Raw genomic sequence first — 23,417 nt, 5'->3', positions numbered from 1 at the left:
TTTAGTATTGCTTCGTCTGCCCTTGAGTAAATCAGCATTTTTTATCTCGACTAGGATAAGGGAGTCAAACGGCGTATGAAGCAATATTCTATGATTGCAAAAGCGGTGTGTATTGGACTACTAGCAAGTAGTTCTTCAGTAGTATTAGCAGACGATGCTAAATTAGATATGGAACGAATTGAGGTGGTTGGTAAACACCACCGCGATGTAGGGGCAACTGGACTGCCACTTGCAATCGGCGATACGCCGCAGTCAATCTCCGTGATTGACCGTGAGTTCATGGATTTTCATGATATTAACTCTATTGGCGACGCTCTTACTCACAGTGCCGGTGTATACTCAGAGACGTCATTAGATAGCCGTGAGCGCTTTGTCTTCGCTCGTGGTTTCGAAATGAATCGCTTCTTGATCGATGGTATGGGCACTGCTGCTCGTCCTCTACAAGCAACTCTGTTAGATACCAGTATATTTGAAACGGTGGAAGTGATCCGCGGTTCAACAGGTATGCTACAAGAAGTTGGTCAACCTTCTGGTACTGTTAACCTAGTTCAAAAGCGTGCATATAATGGCACCGGTGGTTATGTTACAGCAGAGTATGGTTCATGGGATAAGATGCGAACTGAGGCGGATTTTAATACCACATTGACTGACAGTGGCTCAGTGCGTGCGCGTGCCGTTGTTGCATTAGAAGATACGGACTCATTTGTTGAACGCTACAATGCCGACCGCAAGACCTTCTATACAACACTAAGTGCAGATATCACCGATGCGTTACAAATATCTGTTTTTGCAAGTTATCAAGATGATGGTCAAAGTGCTAAATCAGATGGTTTGCCACTGCAATTTGCTAATGGCGACCCTATTCAAATTGGTATTGAAGCCAACATTTACCCTGATTGGGGCACCCAAGACTCAACACAAGAAAACCTAACGGGTGAACTGCGATATGAAGTAAATGATGATTGGTCTGTCGTGGCTAAGTTGCACCATTCAAATCTCGATGAACAGAAAGTGTACGCTGGCCTAGATTGGCACCCAGCTCCTACTGGTGATTATGCACTATTTACCTACGAAACTGATTCTGATTTTGAAACAGACCGTGCAGAGCTTGGTGTGAATGGTCAGTTTGATTTATTTGGCCAAACTCATACAGTTAACTTTACCCTAGCGGATACCAACTTTGAAGAATTGGGTCATACGTTCAGACCGCTTTCTAGAGTGACTGGAAATTTAGCCGCTGAGCATAGAAGTGAATCGCCAGAGCCAAAACCGGCAAAGCCTGATTATAACTATGCACAGCCGCAAGTGCGCAGCGCTGAGATTGGTTCACAAAGCGCGCGTGTTGCACTTAATCTTCAATTGCTAGATAACTTCAACATGCTGTTGGGTGCAAATCGCAAAGATATTGATTCATACAGTTCTAATAACGGTACAGTTACAGACGAAACGTTCTCTGATACAAGCTTATACTATGGCGGTGTATATAAGATAAACGAGCAAACAGTTGTTTATGCAAGCTATACAGATATTTTTGACCAACCTCAACAGTATAATAAAGAAGGTGCTTTGTTAGATCCGCTCAGAGGTGAGAACAAAGAAATAGGCTTTAGATATTCTAATACTGATAATACGTTGAGCTTGGATTTAGCTTATTTCAATATTACTCAAGAAAATTATGGTGTTGTTGCTGGCAAGCACTCTGATGGCAATGTGTACTATATTGGTCAAAGTGGCATTGAATCTGAAGGTTATGAAGTTGAAGTGTCTGGCTATGTTACTGATCAGTGGTTCGCATCTTTATCATTCTCTGACACCGATGTAACGAATCCGAATGAACTAGCGGGTCGTGTATCACGTGTCGTACCTGACAAAATCGCAAGTTTCAGTACTTTTTATGAGTTTGATAATCTGAGAGTAGGTGGCTACATCAATTATGCTGGTGAGCGTGAGGGCTTTATTGGTTTAGGTCCGTACGAATACGTACCGGTAGATTCGCATGTTCTGGCTGGCTTCTCGGCCTATTATGAGTTTAATGAATCATTGAGTGCTAAATTCAATATTCATAACCTGTTTGACAAAGAATACGATGCGAAAATTGCCTTTATTTCAGTTCGCCCAGGCGACCCTCGCAATTTCTCTGCGCAAGTGACTTATACGTTCTAATACGCGATATGAAGTGCTCTCGGGCACTTTATGTGTATATTCGCAGCACAAAGCCTCATAAATGTGGGGCTTTTTTGTGGACTACAGAAGCCTGATGCAAAGTGTTTTGAGCGTAATTAGAGATTAAAGCTAGTTAGCAAGATAAATGAGAAAAAAGCCACCCGCTAAGGGGAGGTGGCTTTGGTTAGTGTGGTCAAAAAGTGGCGCCACCATCAATGGTAAGAACCTGCATTGTGGTGTGCGAAGATACGTTAGAGGCGAGGAATACGACACTGCTGGCGACCTCCTCTGGGGTGGCAATCTTTCTCAGTGGAATCCCCAATTTATATTGCTCTGAAAATCCGTCTATCACGCGCTGTGCACCTTGATCATCTTGCCACATGCCAGTTTGCATCGGAGTCAAAGTAGAGCCGGGCGCGATGACGTTACAGCGGATACCGTAATTTGCCCACTCAATTCCTGCGGTGAGCGTAAGCTGCGTTGCTGCGGCTTTAGAAGCGCAGTAGGCGGCCATTTGCTGACGTGGTGTACTGGCTGCATTGGAGCCAACCGTGACTAGGCTGCCGCGACCAACTTGCTTGAAGTGTGCACCGCACTGCTGAATAAATACAAACAGACTGGCTGCATTGACGTTGTGGCAATGTTGCCACTGCTGGAAGTCGAGTGTATCTAGTTCCCCCATTTCCAATACGCCGGCGACGTAGATTAGGTTATAGGGTGCAAGCCCATGTTGGATCAGCTCGTTAAGTACTGGCATGAGTTGCTCAGGGTGTGATAAATCACACACGACGTGCTTATAGAGCATGCTGGTATCGGTAAATTGGCGGTCAAAGCCAATCACTTTTGCCCCCAAGGCTGCAAATTGTTCTGCGACTGCCAATCCAATGCCTTGCCCTGCACCTGTTACCCAGACGATTTGCTGATCATATTCACGGGATAATGACTGTTGATAATCCATAAATAGCGCCTTATAGCGTGTTCTGACAAAGTTGCTCGCAGAGCGATTTTAGAGATAATTTAGGCTGCGTTGCCCACAATTGTGCGGCACTAAAAATGCGCCCTTGAATTGAGTCCACTGCCGCTTTGTCATAACGCGCGGTATTGCTGTCAAAGTCAATGGTAGCGGGCGCATCGCCAAGGAGGTGAATTTGCAACATAATGTCATCGGTGGTGCCTGCGCTTAAAATATGGCTGCGCGTTTCAACCCCTGCATATTTTGGGCTGCTGGCGAAAGGCAATAAGTTAATCGTGGGTCCGATGATCGATAGGGACTTACCTTGCTTCTGACGGTCGCGCTTGAGTGATTCAACCCGATAGCTTTGCACTTGCTTCAATGCTTTGATCTGTTGGTTAATGTGTATAGCTACCGTGCTTAAGTCAGCATCCTCATCCAATTGCAGCGGTAGAGGCAACACATTGCTTTGCACGCAGGGACTGTTTAGTTCGGGCATTGCTTGGCGATTCATCATGACCAATCCGAGCGTCACATGGTATTGCTGATGCTGTGCAACCAAGGTTGCAGCAATGGCGGCGAGTAAAATCTCACTGCTGGTGGTGTGCGTTACTTGGGCGGCAGATTGAACGGTGTGCCACACTGACTGCGAAAAAGTCGTGGTGAGGCGGTGATTTGGCTCAGAGACATCGGCTTTGGAAGTGCTGTAGGTGAGGGCCTTAGGTATATCATCAAGCCATTGATTTAATGTGGTTTGTGCTTTTTTCTGCTGTGCAAGGTAGTCGTCGCTTTGATGCAATTCAAGGAGCTGCTGTTGCTGTGTAAAGCGTAATTTAGGTAACGATTTGCCTTTACTTAAGGCGTTGTAACAGCGGTTGAGTGATTGCGAGAACAAACCAAACCCATAGCCATCTAATAATAGGTGATGAGCGACAATGACGAGGTAATCTTGTTCTGGGCCACGAAGCAGAAACAACTTCATGAGTGCTTCTGTATTGAAATCAAATGGTTTTGTTAAATAGGGTTTGGCAAAGTTTTGTGCAAACGCCAGTACATTTTCTGGATCTTGCTCGAGATCTTGAACAAGAATTTTTACAACAGTGCTGTCGGTATGGAGCTTAGGAGTATAGTTGTCATCGCTGATAAAGCGACAAGCAAGCATATCGCTTGCCTGCCATACGTGCTGCAACGATTGTTGCAGCCAACTTGCCGAAATTTTACCTTTAAATTCTAGGCACTCGGCAACATTGAATAGCTCACCTCGACCACTGATGGTATGCAGCAACCACATGGCGTGCTGCGAATCAGTTAGTGGCAGAGTCATTAGTCTTCCTTACGCTCTTCAAGTAATTCTACCCAAGCTGCAAGCGTCGGGATCTGAGCTAGCTCGATAAAGTTGGTTTCGATCCCTTGCTGTTGCCAGAGGGAGATCAAGTTCATCACTTGGACAGAATCTAAGCCGTAATCGATCAAGCTTTCGTGTTCGTCAAACTCCTCCTCTTCACACTCGATCAGCGTCAATATGTGTGCCTTGAGCCCTGCAAAAGAGGTTAGATCTTGAGTTTGTGTGCCAAGGATCTCTGACATTGAAACTACTTTACCACAGCGTTTGGCAACAAAGTTGAGCGCCATCATATGCTCTTCTTTGCTAAAGTCCGCAATGGCATCGGCGACCAAAAATGGTTCTATGTCACGCATAAAGGCATCGACTGCAGTGGTCATCACGCCGATATGACCATAGATCCCAACAATCACCAGCTGATCTCGCTGTTGTTCACGAAGCTGTTGCTCGAAATCGCACTTTTGAAATGCACTATAGCGCCACTTAGTTAAAACCACATCTTTGTCAGTCGGCGCCAGTGCGTCAACGATCGGCTGTTGTGCTGGATCTTGTAATCCAGGACCCCACATATCAGAGAGCAGGCCGCGTTCATGTTTGCCTTGTTTGATTGGCTGTGCGGTGTAATAAACAGGGATATTGTGTTCATAACAGTAAGCTTTTAGCGCTTGGATATTTTGGATCATTAAATTGATCAACGGGTTATCTTCGCCATAAAAACCAACAAAGTAATGTTGTACATCATGGATCAACAAAGCGGCGCGGTTTGAATCAAGCTGCCAATCAACTCGGTTTTCTGGCAGCTCAGCGTCGCGTGGTAACGGATAGTGGTTTAACTTTGGAATGCTCATGGTTTTCTCTGTTATTCGAACGTGGCACGCAAGGCTTTTTTATCGACTTTGCCTACGGCAGTTAACGGTAGTTGGGTTACAAATTTAAATTTATCGGGCACTTTATAGTCGGCAATACCAAGCTGACGTAGGTATTTTCGTAAGATCAGGGTAGTCAGTTTAATATCCTGATCTGCCACGACAAATGCACAACTCTTTTCACCTAATGTGTCATCAGGCATAGAGACAATTGCGACTTGTTGAATGTGTTCGTGGCCAAGTAAATGGTTCTCAACTTCTTCAGCGGCGATCTTCTCACCACCGCGGTTAATTTGATCTTTATCTCGTCCCTCAACGACTAAATGCCCTGAGGGCAATTGCTTAACAATGTCACCTGAGCTGTAAAATCCTGCATCGTCGAATGCTGAGGCGTTGTGAGTTGGCGACTTATAATAACCTCGGAAAGTATAGGGACCACGCGTCATTAGGCGGCCTGACTCTCCTTGTGCAACCTCTTGTCCGTGTTCATCAACAATTTTAATCTCATCAAGTTCGCTGATAGGTCGGCCTTGTGTCGTGAGAATTAGCTCGGGATCATCGTTGTAGCGGGTGTAATTAACGAGGCCCTCGGCCATGCCAAAAACTTGCTGTAACTGACAGCCTAAAACCGGTGTCACCTGCTCAGCAACACTGCGGCTGAGCTTTGCACCGCCTACTTGGATCACTTGCAAGCTATTTAGATCATGTTGACTAGCAGGCGCATGCTGTAACCACAATTGCAGCGCTGGCGGCACAAGTGCCGTATGAGTAATGGCATAGTGCTCAATTAGGCCAAAACACACCGCAGGACTGGGATCACTGGCTAAGATCACGGTACCACCCGCAATAAATACGCCCAGTGCGCCTGGTGAACTCAAAGGGAAGTTATGAGGTGCAGGCAGGGCACACAAGTAGCGTGTATCACCATCGAGTTCACAGATGTCTTTACTTGCAACCACTGAATAGAGGTAGTCGTTATGTGTACGCGGGATCAGTTTGGGTGTACCTGTACTGCCGCCTGAAAGTTGAAAAAAAGCGACTTCTTCAGGGTTGAGATCTGGTGCTGTAAAAGCGTGTTTATTGAGATAGCCCTGTTTTAATTCACTATTGCCTTTACTGTGATCTATGATGATGTTGTTTAAACAGCCGAAGCGATTAAACAACGCTTGAGTAAATTGTTCATCCGTGAATAAAGCGTGCGCGGAAGAAACGATCATGGCTTTGGGTTGCAAGATCTCACAGTAACTTTGCAGTTCAGTGCGCTGATGGTTGAATAGTGCACAAACAGGTGCGACGCCCAGCTTTAACAGAGCAAAATAAGTGATGTAAAACTCGAGGCAGTTTGGCAATTGCACAATGGCGGTGTCGCCTTGTTGCAGGCCTTGTTGGTTGAGGTAACCAGCAAGGTTGTCACTATAAGTATTTAGCTCAGCATAGCTCAGCTGACGTTGCCCATCAGCGACGGCAATGCCTTGGCTATTGGTATTGAGTTGCTCAGACAAAATGCTCGTCAGAGGTTTATCTTGCCAATAGCCCTTGGCGCGGTATTGTTCGGCCAGCTCTGCTGGCCAAGGAGTATATTCGATACGCATAATGTTACTTATTAAACTGAGTATAAGCTTGCTGGACTGAGAGTGCGTTCAGCATGGTTTTGAGTTTGGCTTCGGTTTCTAACCATTCAGAGCTGGGGTCTGAAGCGGCGACGATCCCCGCACCGGCAAATAACTTAGCAACGTGTGCTTTGAGTTCTCCACATCGGATCACGACTACCCACTCACCGTTGCCTTGTTGATCACACCAGCCGATGATCCCGGAAAATAGATCGCGGCCATGGCCTTCCAGATCCAAGATATGTTGATATGCAGGCTTGGTTGGTTTGCCGCATAATGCCGGTGTCGGGTGAAGTTGATTGGCCAATGCCAAAATATGGGTGCTCGGATCTTTCAAGTGACCTGAGATCACAGTAGACAGATGCCACATGGTGGCGGTATGTAATAGTGATGGCTCAGCAGGAATGGCGAGGTTGTCGCATACAGGTTCGAGCAGTTGACGCATATCGTCAATCACTACGGCATGTTCGTATCTGTCTTTTTTTGAACTGAATAATGCCGCACGGTGCTGCGCCTCAACCTTGCTACAGGGATCTCTTGGGATCGACCCCGCTAACGGGTTACTGGTGACTGTTTCACCTTCTTTTCGCAGCAATAATTCGGGGCTAACGCCCATTAATACAGACTCGCTTTCGGTCGGAAATGCGAAGTGATACCCCGACTGACTCTGCGTGAGTAGTTGATTTAGCACATGCTTGCGATTGATTGCGTGTTCAAACTCTAGCTCCACCTGCTTGCTGAGTACGATTTTGTCTAGCAGCGCTTTGTCGAACAGCTCTTTGGCTTGCTGCACTGTATGCTCAAAATGTACTCTGTCTTGTAAGTAGTTAACTGCTTTGAGCGGGTTTTCGGTATGGCTTCCCTCTGTGATTTGGGTATTGAGCCACTGACTAAAGACCTTTTTGTCCCACCGAGCGACCTGCTCAGGGATGATAAATTGCGCCATTTCATATTTGCAAAAAGGCAGTACACCAAAGGCGATGGTATTGTCATTTTCTCCTTGGTGATTGCGCAACTGTGTTTGCAGCTCGCTCACTAGGTAGTCAGTATTGGCAATGGGCAATTTAAACCTGTGTTTGACCCCTTGCCCCAATAAACAGCTGTCACCAGACACGAAAAGACAATCTTGATCTAATAGAAACTCACCTAAAGACTGAGCCTGCGCTAAGTTAGATATTTCGCCAGCATGCATAATTTAACCTTTTTGCGTTGTCACTTAACTGCTGCCAAATCGTCGGTCAGCCGTGAATGTGTGTTAAAGACGTGTCAATCACGAAAAGATTTAGTGTTCTATGCAATGATATTTTTAACTCAGTTGCAAAGCGGGGGAATACGGAGCTCGATGAACTATTACTGGCTAGGTGTCGGTGGTGTGACTCGGCTCAGAAAGACATCTGCTTGCATTTTAAATAGTGAATTTTTTGTGGGCATTCTCGTCCTATATCTAGTCCTAAATTTGAATTAACAAAAAGAGAAGTAACGTGCTCGCTAATCTAATCCGCGCCACATGGTGGCGATTTCTTGCAACAGCCATCACTAGTACCTTATTTGGCCTAGCCAGTGTGGCCTTAGTTGCACTGATCAATGAAATCATTAACAGTTCGCCAGATGCGCGGTCTGAGCAATTTACTTATTTTGCCGTGTTGGCAGTTTCAGGTGTCATTTTGCAGTTATGCTCAAAAGTTTTTGCTGAACAGCTAACTGAGCAAAGTCAGGCAACTGTGCGTAGTCAAGTCGCTGAACATGTTGTTAATGCTGAGTTTGATGATGTCGAAGCTCAAGGGGCTGGAAAAATTAAATCTTGTTTAACTGAGCACAGTCTGCGAGTGTCTGAGTTTTTTCAACGCCTACCGGGGATCTTGACCAATGCAATGATAGTACTTGGCAGCTTTGCATATATGGCTTGGCTGGACTGGCGAGTGTTTATTTTTGCGGTACTGACTTTATTGGTAGGCTCTGTGGGGTATAGTTTGGCCAACGCCACGGCATTTAAAAAGGTGACAGAAGCGGCCAAAGTTCAAGACTCTTTATACGATCAATTTGATGCTATATACGATGGTGCTAAAGAACTGAAATTACATAAATCCAAGCGCCGTATTTTTGTTGAACAAGTCATTGGTGATACGATTACTTTGCTACGTACCCGTCGCGTACAAGGTGCAACCATTTATCACTATGCTGCCTCTTGGGGGGGGTTTAGTATTTTTGCCTTCATTGGTGGCGCATTGTATTTTCTATCCGGTCAAGGTGCAGATACGACGAAAGTGATGTCTGGTTTTGCACTTTTATTTTTGTATATGCTTACGCCACTTGAAGTGATGTTGGCGGCTATTCCAAAGGCCGCAGCAGCAAAGGCATCAGCCAATACGATCACAGAAATGACCTCTCAAATGCGCTTGATTGCACAGCAACCTCAGGCGCAAAGGACTGAGTTTGAACGTATTGAACTAAAAGCGCTGAGCCATGGTTATTATCATGAGCAAAGTGACGAAGTATTTGCGCTCACACCCATTGAGTTAACCCTTAAACAGGGCGAGATCATTTATTTAGTCGGCGGTAATGGTAGCGGAAAAACTACATTTGCTAAGCTGTTGTGTGGACTGTATCCGGCTAAGGAAGGTGATTTATATGTGGACGGTGAACACATTACCGCGGCACACCTTGACAGTTATCGTCAGTTATTCAGTGCGGTGTTCAGTGATTTCCACCTATTTGATAGGTTGCTTGACTGTCAAGATAAAGTGCTACAGGAAAAAGGTAATGCATTGATCAAAAAACTCAATTTGCATCATAAAGTGGCGATTAAAGATGGTGCGTTTACCACTCAAAAGCTTTCTCAGGGACAACGCAAACGGTTGGCATTGGTGGTGACTTATCTAGAGGATAGACCGTTTTATATCTTTGATGAATGGGCCGCAGATCAAGACCCAGTATTCAAAGATGTCTTTTATACGGAGCTATTACCTGAGTTGAGTGCAAAGGGGAAAACCGTGTTTGTGATCACCCATGATGATAAATACTTCCATCTGGCGGATCGTTTACTACGAATGGAAAATGGTTGTCTAACCGAGCGCAAAAATGGGCTCGCAAACCAGCTTGCCATTTAATTTTTTCATCTAATTCAACAATATGATCGCAGGCGCGATCATATTGTTACTTTCAAAATTTAATATCACGCACCGCACCTGATACCTTGAACCCCATGAACAGAGAGTATTGGACTATCTTGAGATCCCAAGCCGCACTATTGTGAACGCTCGAGTTGGCTATCAACCTGAAAACTGGGGTGTGTTCTTGAGTGTGAACAACTTATTGGACAAAGACTATCTCAATTCAAAAGGCAGCCGTCGTTGGAACTATGTAGAGCTGGATCAGGAGCGAGAAGTGGCATTGCAGTTAGAATATAGTTTCTAAAGGACGCAATACCACGTAAATAAAAAACGATGCCCTTGGCATCGTTTTTTGTATTTGGAGTTAAGAAGCTTGCTGGTGCATACACTCAGTAAGTACCATTTCATCATTGTATTGGTAAAAAACACTGACTTTTGTACCCTTGGTTAAATCAGGGTGTAAGTCAGCTGTCAGCGTGAAGTGCAACTGCTGCGAGTCATGTCCAATTAACTTGGCGGCGTCAAAGCCAAAGAACTTTTGTACTTGTCCATAGAGTGCTTTGTATATGCTTTCTTTTGCTGAAAAAACCAGTGTCAATGGCCTATGATGAGATTGACCAAGGGACTCGAACGCGTCGGCTTCGTCCTCTCTTAAAATTTGACTACGCAATTCCAATTCTTGCCTGTCTGACATCAAATGTTCTATGTCGATACCCAGACCTAATACGTTTGAATTATCAGTAACTACTGCCATCGCAATACCTTTACTGTGTGTGATAGCGCCCCGAATACCTTGTGGCCAAATTGGCGCGCGGTCGTCGCCAGTTTGCACTACGTGATGGGGTAATCCTAACTGTTGCATGGCCTGTGCGGCACAAACGCGACCCGCTAGGTATTCGGCTTTTCGCTTTGCCACTGCACGCTGTAGTTTGCTTGGTAGAGGCTGATTAAAATACGCAAAATCGCTGTCTTGGTATACATCTGGACGGAATGCCATACTGCGATAGATGTAAGGTAGTTGCGGCTGAAATGGTGACACGGGGGTGATGTGCATATATGACTCCTTGGCTGAACCGCCCTAGTGTGTCCTATCCCTTTTATGGATGCAAGTTAGGTAATTAAGTGGCATCCCTAAATTGTTTCTTATTTACTGGTATCTTTATAGGGTGTACAGGTGGCGTAGTGCAGCGGCACAAATTTATTGGCTTTTGGGTAATAGAGCACACAGGTATTTGAGCGTAGCTGTAGTTCAAAGGTACTAATGGGCAGTGCTGATAAGGCCGTATTTTCCATCCCGCCATTTGACTGGCCTTGCGTTAAAATTAGCTGAGGTGATTGAGTAAATACGTTGTGTGCAAGGGTCGGGGCTGTCCCCCCTTTTAATGCTACGACAGCAGAACCTATCTCAGCGACAATCGAGGGTGTCACAGTTTGCAGCAGAGCGAGTTGGCTCTGCGGTTGGCTGTGGCTCTGGCAGGCACTCAAAAGGAGTGCCGCCAGAGTGCAAATGCTTTGCTTAAAGGTCATTTAATTACCTTGTGTGATAGTGGTGTATACCGCCCCATGTTTTAAAGGCTGGAAAGGCAAATCGAATGGTGCGACATTACCAGTATCCATTAAGGTCTGAGCAGCGCGGGCTTGTCGTGCAACACTATTGGCTGGGCAGGTGCCAGTAGATATATGGTGCAATGCACCTGCAAATAGTCCTTCTGTTTTGTCACCTAGCTCTTTACTGAAGTCATCGCTGAGCACACAGCCTGGTACGTTGGCATCTAAGCCAATTTCACCAATGATGTTTGCTTGAGGCGTGACGATAAACCCGTCTTCATAGTCACCAAACCCCTTTTCATTGGCAGATTTGGTTTGAATTGTATAGTACACAGTGCCACAGTTTTGCTCAGGTAAAAAGCCATATGGTTTTCCACGAGTATTGCCACCAATCAAGATGACTTCTACGTCTATTCCACGCAATGCATTGATGACGCTTTCACTGGCTGAAGCTGTATCACTTGTGGTCAACATATATACTCGATTCATCTGTGCAGAGGGCAGTTGATCATCATTGTATTCAAGCGTAGTCCAGTTTATCGATTGATTTACAAATCCGAGCGGTTCGTTTTTACTGCTCTGCTTGTCATTATGTGTTTTAACTGAATAGGTACGATTGTTAGATTGGCTTCCGGCAATCATATAACTGAGCTGAGATGCTTGGAATACCAGCCCACCACCGTTGTAACGCATATCGAGTACCAGCTCGTCGACGTTACCTTGGCTAAATTGATTAAATGCCGCAATCAAATCGGCCTGCCCACTGGCGACAAACTGATTAAATTGTACGTAGCCGATCTGCTTGCCTTCGAACTCGAAGACTTGACTATTTTTGACAGGAACAAGGGCCAAATCTTTTGCGGTCAATGATACGATCTTTTCTTGTCCATCACGACCTAGCAACGTCAATGTTACGGTTTGATCTTTTTGCGGTATAAAGGCTGTGAGAACTTGGTTGTATTGCGCAGTATCTCGGCTATTAAAGGTCGCAAAGTCAATATCGCCGACTTTGAGTAATCTGTCACCTCGTTGTACTCCAGCATCGGCGGCTGGCGTATTGTCATCGATATATCCGACATAGGCCATACGTGCTTGCGGTATAGTCCAGTTAATACCAAAACTAGCAGATACGCCGTCTTGTGATTCTTTTTTGAAGTCTTCGTAGCTTTCACTGAAGTGAAACTCATCTTTATCTCGACCACTGGCAGTTGTTTCAAATGTTTTTAACTGATCAAAATAAGCGGCGACGGTCGCAAAGCCATTGGGGTCATTATCGATGATTTCATCATACCAAAGGTAGGTTTCGTGGCTGAATGAGCGCAACCACATTTTCTCATGCATGGCTGTACCGGCAACATCAGGGTACGCTTCATTCTCGAATGGATCGATACCACTGCGTGGCTCAGCACAGCGGTTGGCAAATAGAGTCGATGAATCAAATCTACCTGCTTGCCAGGTTGGCGCTGTTGTATTTGGCACAGCCGGCGTAGTTGGTGTCGGTGTCACATTAGTTGCTCCACCACTAGAGCCGCCGCAACCCGCGAGTAAGGTAGTTGTAAATGCCATACCAAGTGCTAGGTACAATTTGTTATTCAATCTCATATTCCATTCCTAAGCATTGCCAGATGGTCTCATTGAGTAGACCTGTATCAATGGGTGATGCTTTCAGTTGTGCGTCCAAAATCAATACTAGAGTCAAATTATCAATTGCTGATGTAGATTACAATCAAATTAGCCACTGTTACCATTTTTTATACAGGGCATGAAAAAATTCATGTATTTGGCAGTTTTATTGATTTAAATTAGCCCAAACTTGGAACAGCTTCTGCTGTTTTTCGGCGATTTTTAAGCCATATGTTTTTTGCATGTAAAAGTACGCTTCAGCGATTTGTTTCCGAGCGTATACAGGTGGCTCAATAACCCGCTGTTTAAAATCAATTTTGACCGCACATGCGCCATGTTTGTATGGTGTGTTTGGCAGCATGCCGAAACGATAGTTACTGCGATCTCCATTTATTTCGCCTATCGCAGGCGCTAGATTTCGAATATCTGCTTCCATGCGCCGAAACTGGGCACTGACTTTACGGCAATGCGCTCTGCCGCCAGATTGCCAGCATTGTAACTGATGGCCAAACTCCCATGCTGGTACTATATGCTCCCACTCTATCCGGGTTGCTCGACTATTTGGTTTACCACTTCGCGTGATGGGCTTTCGCGGTTGATAGCCGCATTTAGACGGATCAGGTACCAGCTTTTTCCCTTGCCGGGTTATATCACAACCGCAGTAAAGTGTTTTAACGGATCTACTGAGTTGTTGAGACAAGTGCTTTTTTGCCTGATAAAAACTCGTAAATGGCTGCGCGTTTGCAAGTGTGCTAAAAAAAAGGGAAAGCAGTAGAATAACAGCGGGGACAAAGGGCATGTCTCTCACCTAAGGTGAACTTCGAAACTGCCCTCAGATTATCCTATTTATGTAATTAATAATAGCTTATTTAAACTGAGTTCGTCGGCGTCGCCACGGCGGAGATTGAAATAGAAGTATGATACCGGATATACAGAATAGAACGCTGGTAGCAGAAAAAGATATCAACAGAGGGTTGTTAAAATCATCTCTTTCATCATAATCCATAATATGTAACATCCAGAAAAAATCAAAAATGCGCCAAAGCGTACTGCGCACTGTGATCACATGACCACTGTCGTGGGTTAAATAAACCGTGGTACTCAGGGCATCATCAAATATGACGCGCCAAATATTTTTTCGATATTGTACTTCTCTGGGTCCCGTTGCCATGAGTGTGGCGTGGGCAATTTCGCTGTCACCGAGGTAATGTGCTTTGGCTTGCCGCTCTATGGCAGCTTGAGCTGGCGCTTGAAACCGTTGACCAGTGACGCCGTGAAAATAGGCATCGGTATCGCCACTTAATTTGATCAAGGGTGTATTGAGAAAATGTTTGAACTCAATGCTGCGTAGTCCACTTACTTGTTGGGTTAATTGATCCAAACTTGCTGTGTAATGAGTTGAGTTAAATGGATTCTCTAATTGTCGGTTAGCCAGGTGTTTACCGTGGACCATTTCTAACGGAATGGCACTCATAACAAGTCCACCGAGCAGCCATGCAAAGAGTTGCAATGCCAGTAAGTAACCAAGGTATTTATGTATTTTTCTGGCTGGTTTTAATGCGGTTTTAATCATTGCTCTGTTTTTTAATCAAAATTGCTGATAGCTTATTGAAATTGGCGTAAAATCCACAGTGACAAATTGTCGCACCCAAAAGTATGACTTTAATAGCGTAAGCTAGTTACGTGGCACTTTAGTGGTGAACAGTGTATAAACAATTGAGACCTTCGGTCCTATCATAAAGCAAGGTAACGCATTCACAATGTCAGAAATCCAATTTTTAAATGTCGACCTAGAGTTAGAATCCAAACATGATATCTCCGCTTTGGTTGAGGACCTGAAGCGTAATGCGATTGTACTTCATTATGATAAAGACGATTATCGAGAACTGGCGCGCATTGAATCAAGTACTGAAGTCAACAGCCCCAACAAAGCCATCAACCACCTATGTGAGTTGATAGAGTCATGCTCTAAGACTGCACTAAAGCAGTGGTTAGGATGTAAAAAGCGTACGTTTGACATAGGCTTTGTCTCAGGTGAAACGCCAAAGTGTTATTCTCAAGCCATTGATGTCGATACTTTATTGCGTATATCTGCGATTGGTGCAGGCATAGAGATCACACTGTACCCCGCGGAAAAATAGGGTTGTAAGAAAAGGGTTATGATACATATAGCCCTTTATCGCCAGCACACGACCTAATGATACTTCCATGATTTTACCTGCCTTTTAATTCCTTAGTGCAAATGACATTACCAACTGATATCAACAAGCTATTCTTGCTTGTTTTATAGGCAAGCGGTTTGTTTGCTTCGTTATATGCTATTCATGTTGCAAGCTAGTTAATTATTTAAGCAAAATAGATTATTGCGTAAATGGTGATTGTTTTACAATCTAGGAAACGCCCATATTATTTATATATTTCATTGTGATAGAGAAAAGTTGAAAATTTTTATGTTAATTCATTATTAATATCTTGATAAATTTAGTATGCTGTTTTATCTTGGCTATGCGAATGAACACCGATTTACTGGTTTTTTATTCGTAAACACACGGATTATTTCAAGGATATGTTATGAACAAGTTACTAAAATTGGCGACGCTGACAGCCGCCATTTCAGTTTTCAGCGGCCAAGCGAATGCGCAGCCGGCAGAAGTAGGCGGTAGTTTCAATACTTCACTGCAATCAATAGACAGGTTTAACCCTGCGAGTTTCCAAGTAACAGATATTAAACGCGTGGTCGCAAAAGCGGTTGCACGTGATATCGCAGTTAATGAGCAAAGTTGGATTAAGCAATTAAACAGTTTTAATAAGCTTAATTTAGCGCAAGCTACTTTGTCTTCTGATGCATCCATGTTAGGTGCTCAGGCGAGTCGATTGACACGTCAATTAAAAGGGCTAACAGAGCACAACCAACAAGTCTACCAATTGCGTTTGGCCGATAGTGCTATGCTTGCAGCATGGCAGCAAGGGCAGTCTCCACTGGTGGCATTTGCGCCAAAAGGAGAAGATACAGAGTGGGTACATGTTGAAGCATTTGATCAATATGGTGAAGTGCATTTACTTGATGCACAGCAGATGCCTAAGCGCCCAGTGTTAATCGTTGAACTAGATAAACAGATAGTGCATCGCGAAGGTATTGCCGTGATGCAAAAAACTTTTCAACAACACAGTGGATTGGCTTTGGCGAAGACTGAAAACAAATGGTCTAACACAGCTGAAGCTCCTGCGAGTGCTTCTATTTCGACATCAGTGATTAATCGCATCCGATTGAGTGACGACAAAGAGCCTTGGATCTCTGGGGCAGCTGAAGTCTATGCAGTCGTAAATGGGGTTAATCCGAGTCGAGATGAGCCTGCACTTGATGTGGTTGATCTACCTTATTTAGACCATGATGGACAAGACTACACGCCCAATCAAATCCTAATTCATTGGGAACGCTACCGCTGGCAAGCGGCCGATGTTTTATTTATGGAGCATGATGACAATACTAATTATCAAGAGCTTGCATCAACCTTTTTAAACATCGTCACACAGGCAATGAGATTAATCCCAGATCCCAATGTCCAGGGTTATGCCATCATTCCTCAGTTGACCAATGAATTGATAAAGGCGATGCCAAGCCATTGGTTTAGCAATGACGATGACTATGTTGATGTATTTTATACACTGTTTGAAAATCGTAGGTACACAAATTTAATGGGTGCCAGTAACAATGCCAAAATGACTTTATCTCCCTTAACGATAGAGCCTAGGTAAGTGCACTTTTAAATCGCTGCGGTGGTGGAAGATCGAATCGATTTATCAGTTAGGAATACAGTTACCTTACCTACTTTAACACTCACGTAGACTCTGCGCTGAGTATGTTATGCGGCCCAATGGATTGGGCCGCTTTTTTATTTTACAACTCTATTAACTACCAGATCTGTTCGACAAACTCAGGGTGGTCGACAAACGGGTTGCGATTACCTTGATATTCGTAAGCAGCTTGGTTACGAGCACGTTCGATGGCATCAACAGGATCTTGCTGGTGCCAGCGCTTAAGCATGGCTATTACCCAAGGCTCAAATACCAGCCCTGAGGTACCATTGAGCACATCACTACCGTAGCTTGATTTGTTGTGCCACCCGGCAATGACATTTTCATAACGAGTCGCCATGTAAAAGTAAATGCGGGCAAAGTCACCTTTAAAGGCATCGATGGGCTCGAATACGGTACCGCTATAGTTAATCCCTGATGCACCGCCTAACTTACTGCCATTTGAAGAAGTGTAACTGGCGCTGCCAACCTCACCAAAGGGGAAGCTATTGCGTTTCGCATTGACGAAGCCGTCTGACGCAACAATATGGTGTACATCTGAGTTCATTGGCTCTACCTTGCCGCCAAACCAACTTTTAGGAAATGAATGCTCGCGATTGTAGCAATCTCCCTCAGCACGGTAGCTACCGCATTGACCACTGACAGCAACAAAGTTAATGGTGTCTGCGCTACTGGGTTTCTCAGAATAGCGATCCAGTACGGAGTTATCTTGCTCAAAATAGCGGTCGCGTTCATGCTGATCAATAAAGGACCACAGCGCGCCATAGCCTTGGTTGTTGTGGTTTTTTATGATTGCATGAAGCTCGGATTTAAGTGCAAGCCCAGTAAGTCCAGCTGCGCTAGCATAGTATCCTGTGGGGTCTTGACCATTGCCGCCATCGTTGCCTAATGTAAATTGTTTTTGCTCTTGGGCGGTGAATTGTCCGCCTGAAATTAATATTTGACCATTGTGGCTAAACTCATAACGTCCGTTACCCTGTGAACAACAAATACCATCGCCGTAGCTGTCTGAAATGGTAAAAGTATAGGTATCGTCTGTTAAGCACAGCGTGTCTGAAATCGTTTGGTTATTACCGTATCCACTGCCACTTTTGATGACTTGTCCTGCTTTGTTCTCCAACTGCCAGCTGGTTTCACTGCCATAATTGTCTGTCAGTAAACTAAAGGCAACTGTGTTGTGCTGACAGCCTGTTGGTGGCGGGGGAGGAGGTGGTGGTGGATTGACGTCTGTGCCGGTAGAAAAGTTATCAACGTATACAACTTCGCTGCCATCAAATCCGGTAACATCATAAAATCGTAAACCGATTTCAATGTTTTTCGAGGTACTGGCCTTGTATTGATAAGTCAGCTGTTGCCATTGCCCTGTTTGCTGTGCATTGGAATAGCCGTGATAACCATCAATATATATCCGTGACTTAACGCCGCCTTCGGTATGGTAAACCCAAGTGCTAAAGTCATAGGTTTGTCCTGCAACCACGGCAATGCTTTGGCGTATATCCGTATTGCCCTGCGTTGGTGTATTCACGGTGATAGCGGCGGCGCTTTGGCCGTGCTGTACTGGGGTGTTAACAGGTGATGTCGTGATCCCTGAATCAATGGTAGTCCAACTACTTGGGGTGTTTTGTTGCCATTGTTCAAAGCTACCATTGTCAACTTGTGTGTGGCCTGATGAGCTGTAAATACCTGCTAAAATCGCAATTTGTATATACGCCCGGTTTTTGATGTTTCGTTTCATTTTGTTCTCTTGTTATTTTGATCTGATAAAACACGGGCGCTAAAACTCCACACCCGTTATTAAAATGCTAATAAAAATTAGATCAAAAAATAAACATTTCTTTTAATCTGTTTTCGTTGGTGTTTTTTTCTTTTCATAACTAAAAGGAATAACAAAGCAGATACTGTTCTTTTTGTTAAGAGATAGGAACAGTATCCTGCATGCTATTAAATGACCTGCACACTAAAGTGCCAGAGCAAGTAAAACGAAATGGGTTACGGGGAATAGACAATGTTGTTAAGTCAACTGAGTGCTGCGGCAAGTCCGCTTTCACAAGAACAACTGCAAAAGTTACAGGGGTTAGTGGCAGAACTAAACCCAATTCAACAAGCTTGGGTGAGTGGTTACTTGGCTGCAAATGCCAATACTGCGGCGCTTGGTGGCGTGCTTGGTCAAGCAACTGTGCCAGCGCAAGATGCTGCTCCATTGACTATTTTATATGGTTCGCAAACGGGTAATGCCAAAGGTGTTGCAGCGCAGCTTGAAGCACAAGCTAAGTCGCGAGGCTTAGATGTCAAGCTAGTTAACATGGCGGACTACAAGTCTGGCAACTTAAAGAAAGAAAAATTTATTGCCGTTGCGGTCTCGACATACGGTGAGGGTGAGCCACCAGAAGATGCTGAAAATTTACATGAATTTTTAGTTGGTAAAAAAGCACCTAAGTTAGACGGCGTTAAAATTGCGGTATTAGGTTTAGGTGATTCAAGCTACGAGTTCTTTTGTCAAACAGCGATTGATTTTGAAGAGCGCTTACAGAAGCTGGGTGCCGAAAGTGTCGTTGCCCGCGCTGATTTAGATGTCGATTACGAAGAACAGGCTGAAGCGTGGATCGCTTCAGCGCTAGATGCATTTGAGCCGGAGCTTAAAGCACAGCAAGCTGCAGGTGGTGCCACGAATGTAGTGAGTGCCCCTTTTGGCGCACCGCAAGCTGCACATAGCCAGTATACAAAGCAAAACCCATTTACAGCTGAAATTGCGACCGCAGTGAAAATCACTGGTCGTGATTCAACCAAAGATGTGCGCCATATAGAGATTGACCTTGAAGGCTCTGACATCAGTTATCAACCAGGTGATGCATTAGGGGTTTACTTCTTAAATGATGAAGTGCTGGTTGATGAAGTATTAAAAGCATTAAATATTGCACCAGAAAGTGAAGTAACGCTGGGCAATGACACCTTGAGTGTTCGCGATGCACTAATTGAAAAGCTCGAACTGACTCAGTCATATCCCGGGTTTGTAGAGAAGTATGCAACAGCCACTGGGAATGAGGACTTGGCGAAGCTAGTTGCAGACAAGGCGGCACTGCGTGAGTATTTGGAAGCGCGTCAGATATTTGATGTGATCAAACAAAATCCGAGCGAGATTGCAGCCCAAACACTTGTAGAGTGTTGCCGTAAACAACAAGCGCGTTTGTACTCTATTGCATCGAGTCAATCTGAGGTAGAAGAAGAAGTTCACCTCACGGTGGGTTTAGTTGAGTTTGAGGCGTTTGGTGAGCAGCATTTTGGAGGGTGTTCTGGATTCTTAGCGCATCGCGTAGAGGAAGGAACCAAGGTTAAAGTGTTCAGTGAGCACAATGACAACTTCCGTTTACCAAGTGATGATAATACACCTGTGATCATGGTTGGTCCAGGTACAGGTATCGCGCCATTTAGAGCGTTTTTACAAGAGCGTGATGCCCGTGAGGCTGAAGGGGATAACTGGTTATTCTTCGGTAACCCTCACTTTACACAAGACTTCTTATACCAAGTAGAAATTCAAGGGTATGTGAAGTCAGGATTGCTAAACCGAGTGGATTTAGCATTTAGCCGGGATCAGGCAGAAAAAATTTACGTTCAAGACCGCTTACGTGAAAAGGGCGAAGAAGTTTTTGCTTGGTTAGAAAAAGGTGCGCATTTCTATGTGTGTGGTGATGCTACACGCATGGCCAAAGATGTGCACCAGGCGCTGCTAGACATCGTTAAGACCCATGGTGGTAAAGATGATGAGCAGGCCGAGCAGTATTTGAAAGAGTTGCGTAGTGCTAACCGTTATCAAAAAGACGTCTATTAATAGGCGTCATCACGCACTTTTACCGTCACTGTATAGAATTTAGGAAAAACCATGAGCAATCAAGATTACAAGCCCAATAGTAAGCACGATCCTGCGGCTAAATTTGCTGACAACGAGCGTTTAAAAACAGAGAGTCAGCACCTTCGCGGTACCATTGAAACCGATTTAGGTGACCAATTAACTGGTGGCTTTACTAAGGACAACTTCCAACTGATCCGTTTCCATGGCATGTATCAGCAGGATGACCGAGATATTCGTGCTGAGCGTGCTAAGCAAAAGCTTGAGCCACTGCATAACGTGATGCTACGTGCGCGTATGCCGGGTGGTATTATTCAGCCAGATCAGTGGTTAGCCATTGATAAGTTTGCTGAAGAGAAAACCTCTTATGGCAGTATTCGTCTGACAACACGTCAAACATTTCAGTTTCACGGTGTATTAAAGCCACATATCAAAGAAATGCACTTAACTTTGCATGATGTGGGTATCGACTCAATCGCAACAGCGGGTGACGTTAACCGAAATGTACTGTGTACAACGAACCCTGTTGAGTCAGCACTTCACCAAGAGGCGTATGAGTGGGCAGCGAAGATCTCTGAGCACTTACTACCAAAAACACGTGCCTATTTAGAAATTTGGCTAAATGGTGAGCGTAAGGACTCGACTGAGCTAGAGCCTATTTTAGGTTCTACTTACCTACCGCGTAAGTTTAAAACCACAGTGACTATTCCACCGAATAATGAAGTGGATGTACACGCCAATGACTTGAACTTCGTGGCTATTGCTGAAGAGGGCAAATTGGTTGGTTTCAATGTCCTTGTGGGTGGTGGTCTTGCGATGACTCACGGCGATGTAAATACCTATCCGCGCCGTGCAGATGATTTTGGTTTTATTCCACTTGAGCATACATTGGCAGTAGCGGAGCATGTTGTCAGTGTGCAGCGTGACTGGGGTAACCGTGTAAATCGTAAAAACGCAAAAACTAAGTATACGTTAGATGCATTCGGTATTGACGCGTTTAAAGAAGAAGTTGAAAAGCGCGCAGGTGTTAAGTTTGAAGAAAGTCGTCCATACGAATTTACTCATCGTGGTGATCGCTTCGGCTGGGTTGAAGGCATCGATGGTAAACATCACCTGACTTTATTCTTGCAAAGTGGTCGTATTTTAGACTATCCAGGTCAACCTCTGAAAACGGGTTGCCGCAAAATTGCAGAGATCCACAAGGGTGATTTCCGCATGACTGCGAACCAAAACCTGATCATTGCTGGTGTTGCAGAAGAAGACAAAGCTGAGATTGAAAAAATTGCCCGTGAGCACGGCTTAATCGATGACTCACATACCGAGCAGCGCAAGAGCTCAATGGCATGTGTCGCACTGCCTACTTGTCCATTAGCGATGGCGGAAGCGGAACGTTATTTACCTGAGTTGGTAGAGAAAACAGAAGCACTACTGGTAAAACACAGCATTCCAAATGATGACATCATCATGCGTGTTGTGGGTTGTCCAAATGGTTGTGGCCGTGCAATGTTAGCGGAAGTGGGCTTTGTCGGTAAAGGCCCAGGTAAATACAATGTATACCTTGGCGGTAACCGTGAGGGCACACGTGTTCCTAAGCTTTATCTAGAAAACGTCAGTGAAGATGTTTATCTGCCTGCACTAGATGAGTTAATCGGTCAGTGGGCTGGCGAGCGTCAAGAGCAAGAGTGCTTTGGTGATTTTGTGATCCGCAAAGGCATTGTTGCGGAAGTAAAAGTTTCAAAAACGGATTTCCACGCTTAATAACAAGGGCCCGATAGGGCCCCATAATAGGACAAGCTATGAGCGAATTTAAGCAAATATTAACCCTAGATAAAGCAACACAGCAGGCACTACTTGCCGATGCGAATGGCATGTTGGCACAGAAAAGTGTTGAAGAACGTGTTGCTTGGGCGCTTGAAAATCTGCCTGACACCCATATGCTGTCGTCAAGTTTTGGTATTCAAGCAGCGGTGATGCTGCACCTCGTATCACAGCAGAAGAATGATATTCCTGTGGTCTTAACTGACACCGGTTACCTATTTCCAGAAACATACCAGTTTGTGGATGAGTTGACTGAAAGGCTGAAGTTAAACCTTAAAATTTACCGCAGTGAATACAGCCCAGCTTGGCAAGAGGCTAAATTTGGTAAGCTTTGGGAGCAAGGTGAAGCGGGTATTAAACAGTACAATACTCTGAATAAAGTAGAGCCAATGACTCGAGCATTGAAAGAGTTGAATGTTGGTACTTGGTTTAGCGGCTTGCGTCGTCAGCAGTCTTCATCGCGCTCTGACAAGCAAATCTTGGAGATTAGCCGAGGTAGTGTAAAGGTTTATCCTATTATTGATTGGCACAACCGAGATGTTTATCAGTATTTAACCAAACATGACTTACCTTATCACCCGCTTTGGGAGCAAGGGTATGTGTCTATGGGTGATGTGCATACGACACGTAAATTAGAGCCTGGTATGACAGAAGAAGAAACTCGCTTCTTTGGCCTTAACCGCGAATGTGGTTTACATATTGACGGTGATGGCATCTAATTTTTG

The 23,417-nt window shown here is 44.7% G+C and carries 19 protein-coding genes; 8 read left to right on the top strand and 11 right to left on the bottom strand.

Features of this window, described 5'->3' with window-relative positions; all coding sequences use genetic code 11:
• The first annotated feature begins 75 nt into the window (after positions 1-75).
• Positions 76-2,163 carry a TonB-dependent siderophore receptor gene (locus QNM18_RS24030; protein ID WP_284138641.1) on the top strand — a complete coding sequence of 696 codons (2,088 nt, stop codon included), beginning with the start codon at positions 76-78 and terminating at the stop codon, positions 2,161-2,163.
• A 193-nt stretch (positions 2,164-2,356) separates the two neighbouring features.
• Here QNM18_RS24030 and dhbA read toward each other — a convergent pair whose 3' ends face one another.
• From dhbA to QNM18_RS24005, 5 genes are read right to left on the bottom strand one after another with little or no spacing between them, the layout of a single operon-like run.
• Positions 2,357-3,121 (bottom strand): 2,3-dihydro-2,3-dihydroxybenzoate dehydrogenase, encoded by a 765-nt coding sequence (gene dhbA, locus QNM18_RS24025; protein WP_211012833.1) that lies wholly within the window; start codon positions 3,119-3,121, stop codon positions 2,357-2,359.
• 10 nt (positions 3,122-3,131) lie between these two features.
• The gene (locus QNM18_RS24020) at positions 3,132-4,439 is read right to left on the bottom strand and encodes a condensation domain-containing protein (RefSeq protein WP_284138640.1); all 1,308 of its coding nucleotides are present in this window, start codon (positions 4,437-4,439) and stop codon (positions 3,132-3,134) included.
• Positions 4,439-5,305, bottom strand: a complete 867-nt coding sequence (locus tag QNM18_RS24015; RefSeq protein WP_284138639.1) for an isochorismatase family protein — start codon at positions 5,303-5,305, stop codon at positions 4,439-4,441. Before QNM18_RS24015 ends, QNM18_RS24020 begins: the two co-directional genes overlap by 1 nt.
• An 11-nt stretch (positions 5,306-5,316) precedes the next feature.
• Positions 5,317-6,915 carry a (2,3-dihydroxybenzoyl)adenylate synthase gene (locus QNM18_RS24010; protein ID WP_211012830.1) on the bottom strand — a complete coding sequence of 533 codons (1,599 nt, stop codon included), beginning with the start codon at positions 6,913-6,915 and terminating at the stop codon, positions 5,317-5,319.
• Positions 6,916-6,919: 4 nt separating this feature from the next.
• On the bottom strand, positions 6,920-8,125 hold the full coding sequence (locus QNM18_RS24005; RefSeq protein WP_211012829.1) for an isochorismate synthase: 1,206 nt from the start codon (positions 8,123-8,125) through the stop codon (positions 6,920-6,922).
• A gap of 289 nt (positions 8,126-8,414) precedes the next feature.
• Between QNM18_RS24005 and QNM18_RS24000 the strand changes: the two genes are divergently transcribed.
• Both QNM18_RS24000 and QNM18_RS23995 read left to right on the top strand, forming a co-directional pair.
• Entirely contained in the window at positions 8,415-10,040 is a 1,626-nt protein-coding gene (locus tag QNM18_RS24000) for a cyclic peptide export ABC transporter (RefSeq protein ID WP_284138638.1), read from the top strand.
• Between the two features lie 109 nt (positions 10,041-10,149).
• Positions 10,150-10,347: a TonB-dependent receptor gene (locus QNM18_RS23995; protein ID WP_284138637.1), complete on the top strand. Its 198-nt coding sequence runs from the start codon at positions 10,150-10,152 to the stop codon at positions 10,345-10,347.
• 60 nt (positions 10,348-10,407) lie between these two features.
• On the opposite strand, the gene QNM18_RS23990 is transcribed toward QNM18_RS23995, so the two are convergent.
• The 5 genes from QNM18_RS23990 to QNM18_RS23970 form a co-directional block, all read right to left on the bottom strand.
• A complete protein-coding gene (locus QNM18_RS23990; protein ID WP_284138636.1) occupies positions 10,408-11,097 on the bottom strand; it encodes a 4'-phosphopantetheinyl transferase family protein in 690 nt (229 codons plus the stop codon).
• An 89-nt stretch (positions 11,098-11,186) separates the two neighbouring features.
• Positions 11,187-11,570 (bottom strand): hypothetical protein, encoded by a 384-nt coding sequence (locus QNM18_RS23985; protein WP_284138635.1) that lies wholly within the window; start codon positions 11,568-11,570, stop codon positions 11,187-11,189.
• Positions 11,571-13,193, bottom strand: a complete 1,623-nt coding sequence (locus QNM18_RS23980; RefSeq protein ID WP_284138634.1) for a S41 family peptidase — start codon at positions 13,191-13,193, stop codon at positions 11,571-11,573.
• A 187-nt stretch (positions 13,194-13,380) separates the two neighbouring features.
• Positions 13,381-14,013, bottom strand: coding sequence for an endonuclease (locus tag QNM18_RS23975; RefSeq protein WP_211012823.1), 633 nt, complete (start codon positions 14,011-14,013; stop codon positions 13,381-13,383).
• Positions 14,014-14,079: 66 nt separating this feature from the next.
• Positions 14,080-14,787: a hypothetical protein gene (locus QNM18_RS23970; RefSeq protein ID WP_284138633.1), complete on the bottom strand. Its 708-nt coding sequence runs from the start codon at positions 14,785-14,787 to the stop codon at positions 14,080-14,082.
• 187 nt (positions 14,788-14,974) lie between these two features.
• Between QNM18_RS23970 and QNM18_RS23965 the strand changes: the two genes are divergently transcribed.
• Both QNM18_RS23965 and QNM18_RS23960 read left to right on the top strand, forming a co-directional pair.
• Positions 14,975-15,355 (top strand): hypothetical protein, encoded by a 381-nt coding sequence (locus QNM18_RS23965; protein WP_211012821.1) that lies wholly within the window; start codon positions 14,975-14,977, stop codon positions 15,353-15,355.
• Between the two features lie 430 nt (positions 15,356-15,785).
• On the top strand, positions 15,786-16,970 hold the full coding sequence (locus QNM18_RS23960; protein WP_284138632.1) for a DUF3103 family protein: 1,185 nt from the start codon (positions 15,786-15,788) through the stop codon (positions 16,968-16,970).
• Between the two features lie 157 nt (positions 16,971-17,127).
• On the opposite strand, the gene QNM18_RS23955 is transcribed toward QNM18_RS23960, so the two are convergent.
• Entirely contained in the window at positions 17,128-18,765 is a 1,638-nt protein-coding gene (locus QNM18_RS23955) for an endonuclease (protein ID WP_284138631.1), read from the bottom strand.
• A 270-nt stretch (positions 18,766-19,035) separates the two neighbouring features.
• Here QNM18_RS23955 and QNM18_RS23950 point away from each other — a divergent pair, with 270 nt between their 5' ends.
• The 3 genes from QNM18_RS23950 to QNM18_RS23940 are packed head-to-tail and all read left to right on the top strand — an operon-like array spanning position 19,036 to position 23,411.
• Entirely contained in the window at positions 19,036-20,856 is a 1,821-nt protein-coding gene (locus tag QNM18_RS23950; protein ID WP_284138630.1) for an assimilatory sulfite reductase (NADPH) flavoprotein subunit, read from the top strand.
• A 51-nt stretch (positions 20,857-20,907) separates the two neighbouring features.
• Complete coding sequence (cysI, locus tag QNM18_RS23945) at positions 20,908-22,632, top strand: assimilatory sulfite reductase (NADPH) hemoprotein subunit (protein WP_284138629.1); 1,725 nt, start codon at positions 20,908-20,910, stop codon at positions 22,630-22,632.
• Between the two features lie 38 nt (positions 22,633-22,670).
• Positions 22,671-23,411 carry a phosphoadenylyl-sulfate reductase gene (locus QNM18_RS23940; protein WP_023400611.1) on the top strand — a complete coding sequence of 247 codons (741 nt, stop codon included), beginning with the start codon at positions 22,671-22,673 and terminating at the stop codon, positions 23,409-23,411.
• Positions 23,412-23,417: the final 6 nt, after the last annotated feature.

It is taken from the genome of Pseudoalteromonas obscura (assembly GCF_030135505.1).
GTDB lineage: Bacteria > Pseudomonadota > Gammaproteobacteria > Enterobacterales > Alteromonadaceae > Pseudoalteromonas > Pseudoalteromonas obscura.
Note: the sequence above shows the minus strand (reverse complement) of the source record. Positions and strands in the feature narration are given on the sequence as shown.

Coding starts and splice junctions, on each gene's coding strand:
- QNM18_RS24030 (WP_284138641.1), top strand. CDS start 76: ATGAAGCAATATTCTATGATTGCAAAAGCGGTGTGTATTGGACTACTA.
- dhbA (WP_211012833.1), bottom strand. CDS start 3,121: ATGGATTATCAACAGTCATTATCCCGTGAATATGATCAGCAAATCGTC.
- QNM18_RS24020 (WP_284138640.1), bottom strand. CDS start 4,439: ATGACTCTGCCACTAACTGATTCGCAGCACGCCATGTGGTTGCTGCAT.
- QNM18_RS24015 (WP_284138639.1), bottom strand. CDS start 5,305: ATGAGCATTCCAAAGTTAAACCACTATCCGTTACCACGCGACGCTGAG.
- QNM18_RS24010 (WP_211012830.1), bottom strand. CDS start 6,915: ATGCGTATCGAATATACTCCTTGGCCAGCAGAGCTGGCCGAACAATAC.
- QNM18_RS24005 (WP_211012829.1), bottom strand. CDS start 8,125: ATGCATGCTGGCGAAATATCTAACTTAGCGCAGGCTCAGTCTTTAGGT.
- QNM18_RS23990 (WP_284138636.1), bottom strand. CDS start 11,097: ATGCACATCACCCCCGTGTCACCATTTCAGCCGCAACTACCTTACATC.
- QNM18_RS23985 (WP_284138635.1), bottom strand. CDS start 11,570: ATGACCTTTAAGCAAAGCATTTGCACTCTGGCGGCACTCCTTTTGAGT.
- QNM18_RS23980 (WP_284138634.1), bottom strand. CDS start 13,193: ATGAGATTGAATAACAAATTGTACCTAGCACTTGGTATGGCATTTACA.
- QNM18_RS23975 (WP_211012823.1), bottom strand. CDS start 14,013: ATGCCCTTTGTCCCCGCTGTTATTCTACTGCTTTCCCTTTTTTTTAGC.
- QNM18_RS23970 (WP_284138633.1), bottom strand. CDS start 14,787: ATGATTAAAACCGCATTAAAACCAGCCAGAAAAATACATAAATACCTT.
- QNM18_RS23965 (WP_211012821.1), top strand. CDS start 14,975: ATGTCAGAAATCCAATTTTTAAATGTCGACCTAGAGTTAGAATCCAAA.
- QNM18_RS23960 (WP_284138632.1), top strand. CDS start 15,786: ATGAACAAGTTACTAAAATTGGCGACGCTGACAGCCGCCATTTCAGTT.
- QNM18_RS23955 (WP_284138631.1), bottom strand. CDS start 18,765: ATGAAACGAAACATCAAAAACCGGGCGTATATACAAATTGCGATTTTA.
- QNM18_RS23950 (WP_284138630.1), top strand. CDS start 19,036: ATGTTGTTAAGTCAACTGAGTGCTGCGGCAAGTCCGCTTTCACAAGAA.
- cysI (WP_284138629.1), top strand. CDS start 20,908: ATGAGCAATCAAGATTACAAGCCCAATAGTAAGCACGATCCTGCGGCT.
- QNM18_RS23940 (WP_023400611.1), top strand. CDS start 22,671: ATGAGCGAATTTAAGCAAATATTAACCCTAGATAAAGCAACACAGCAG.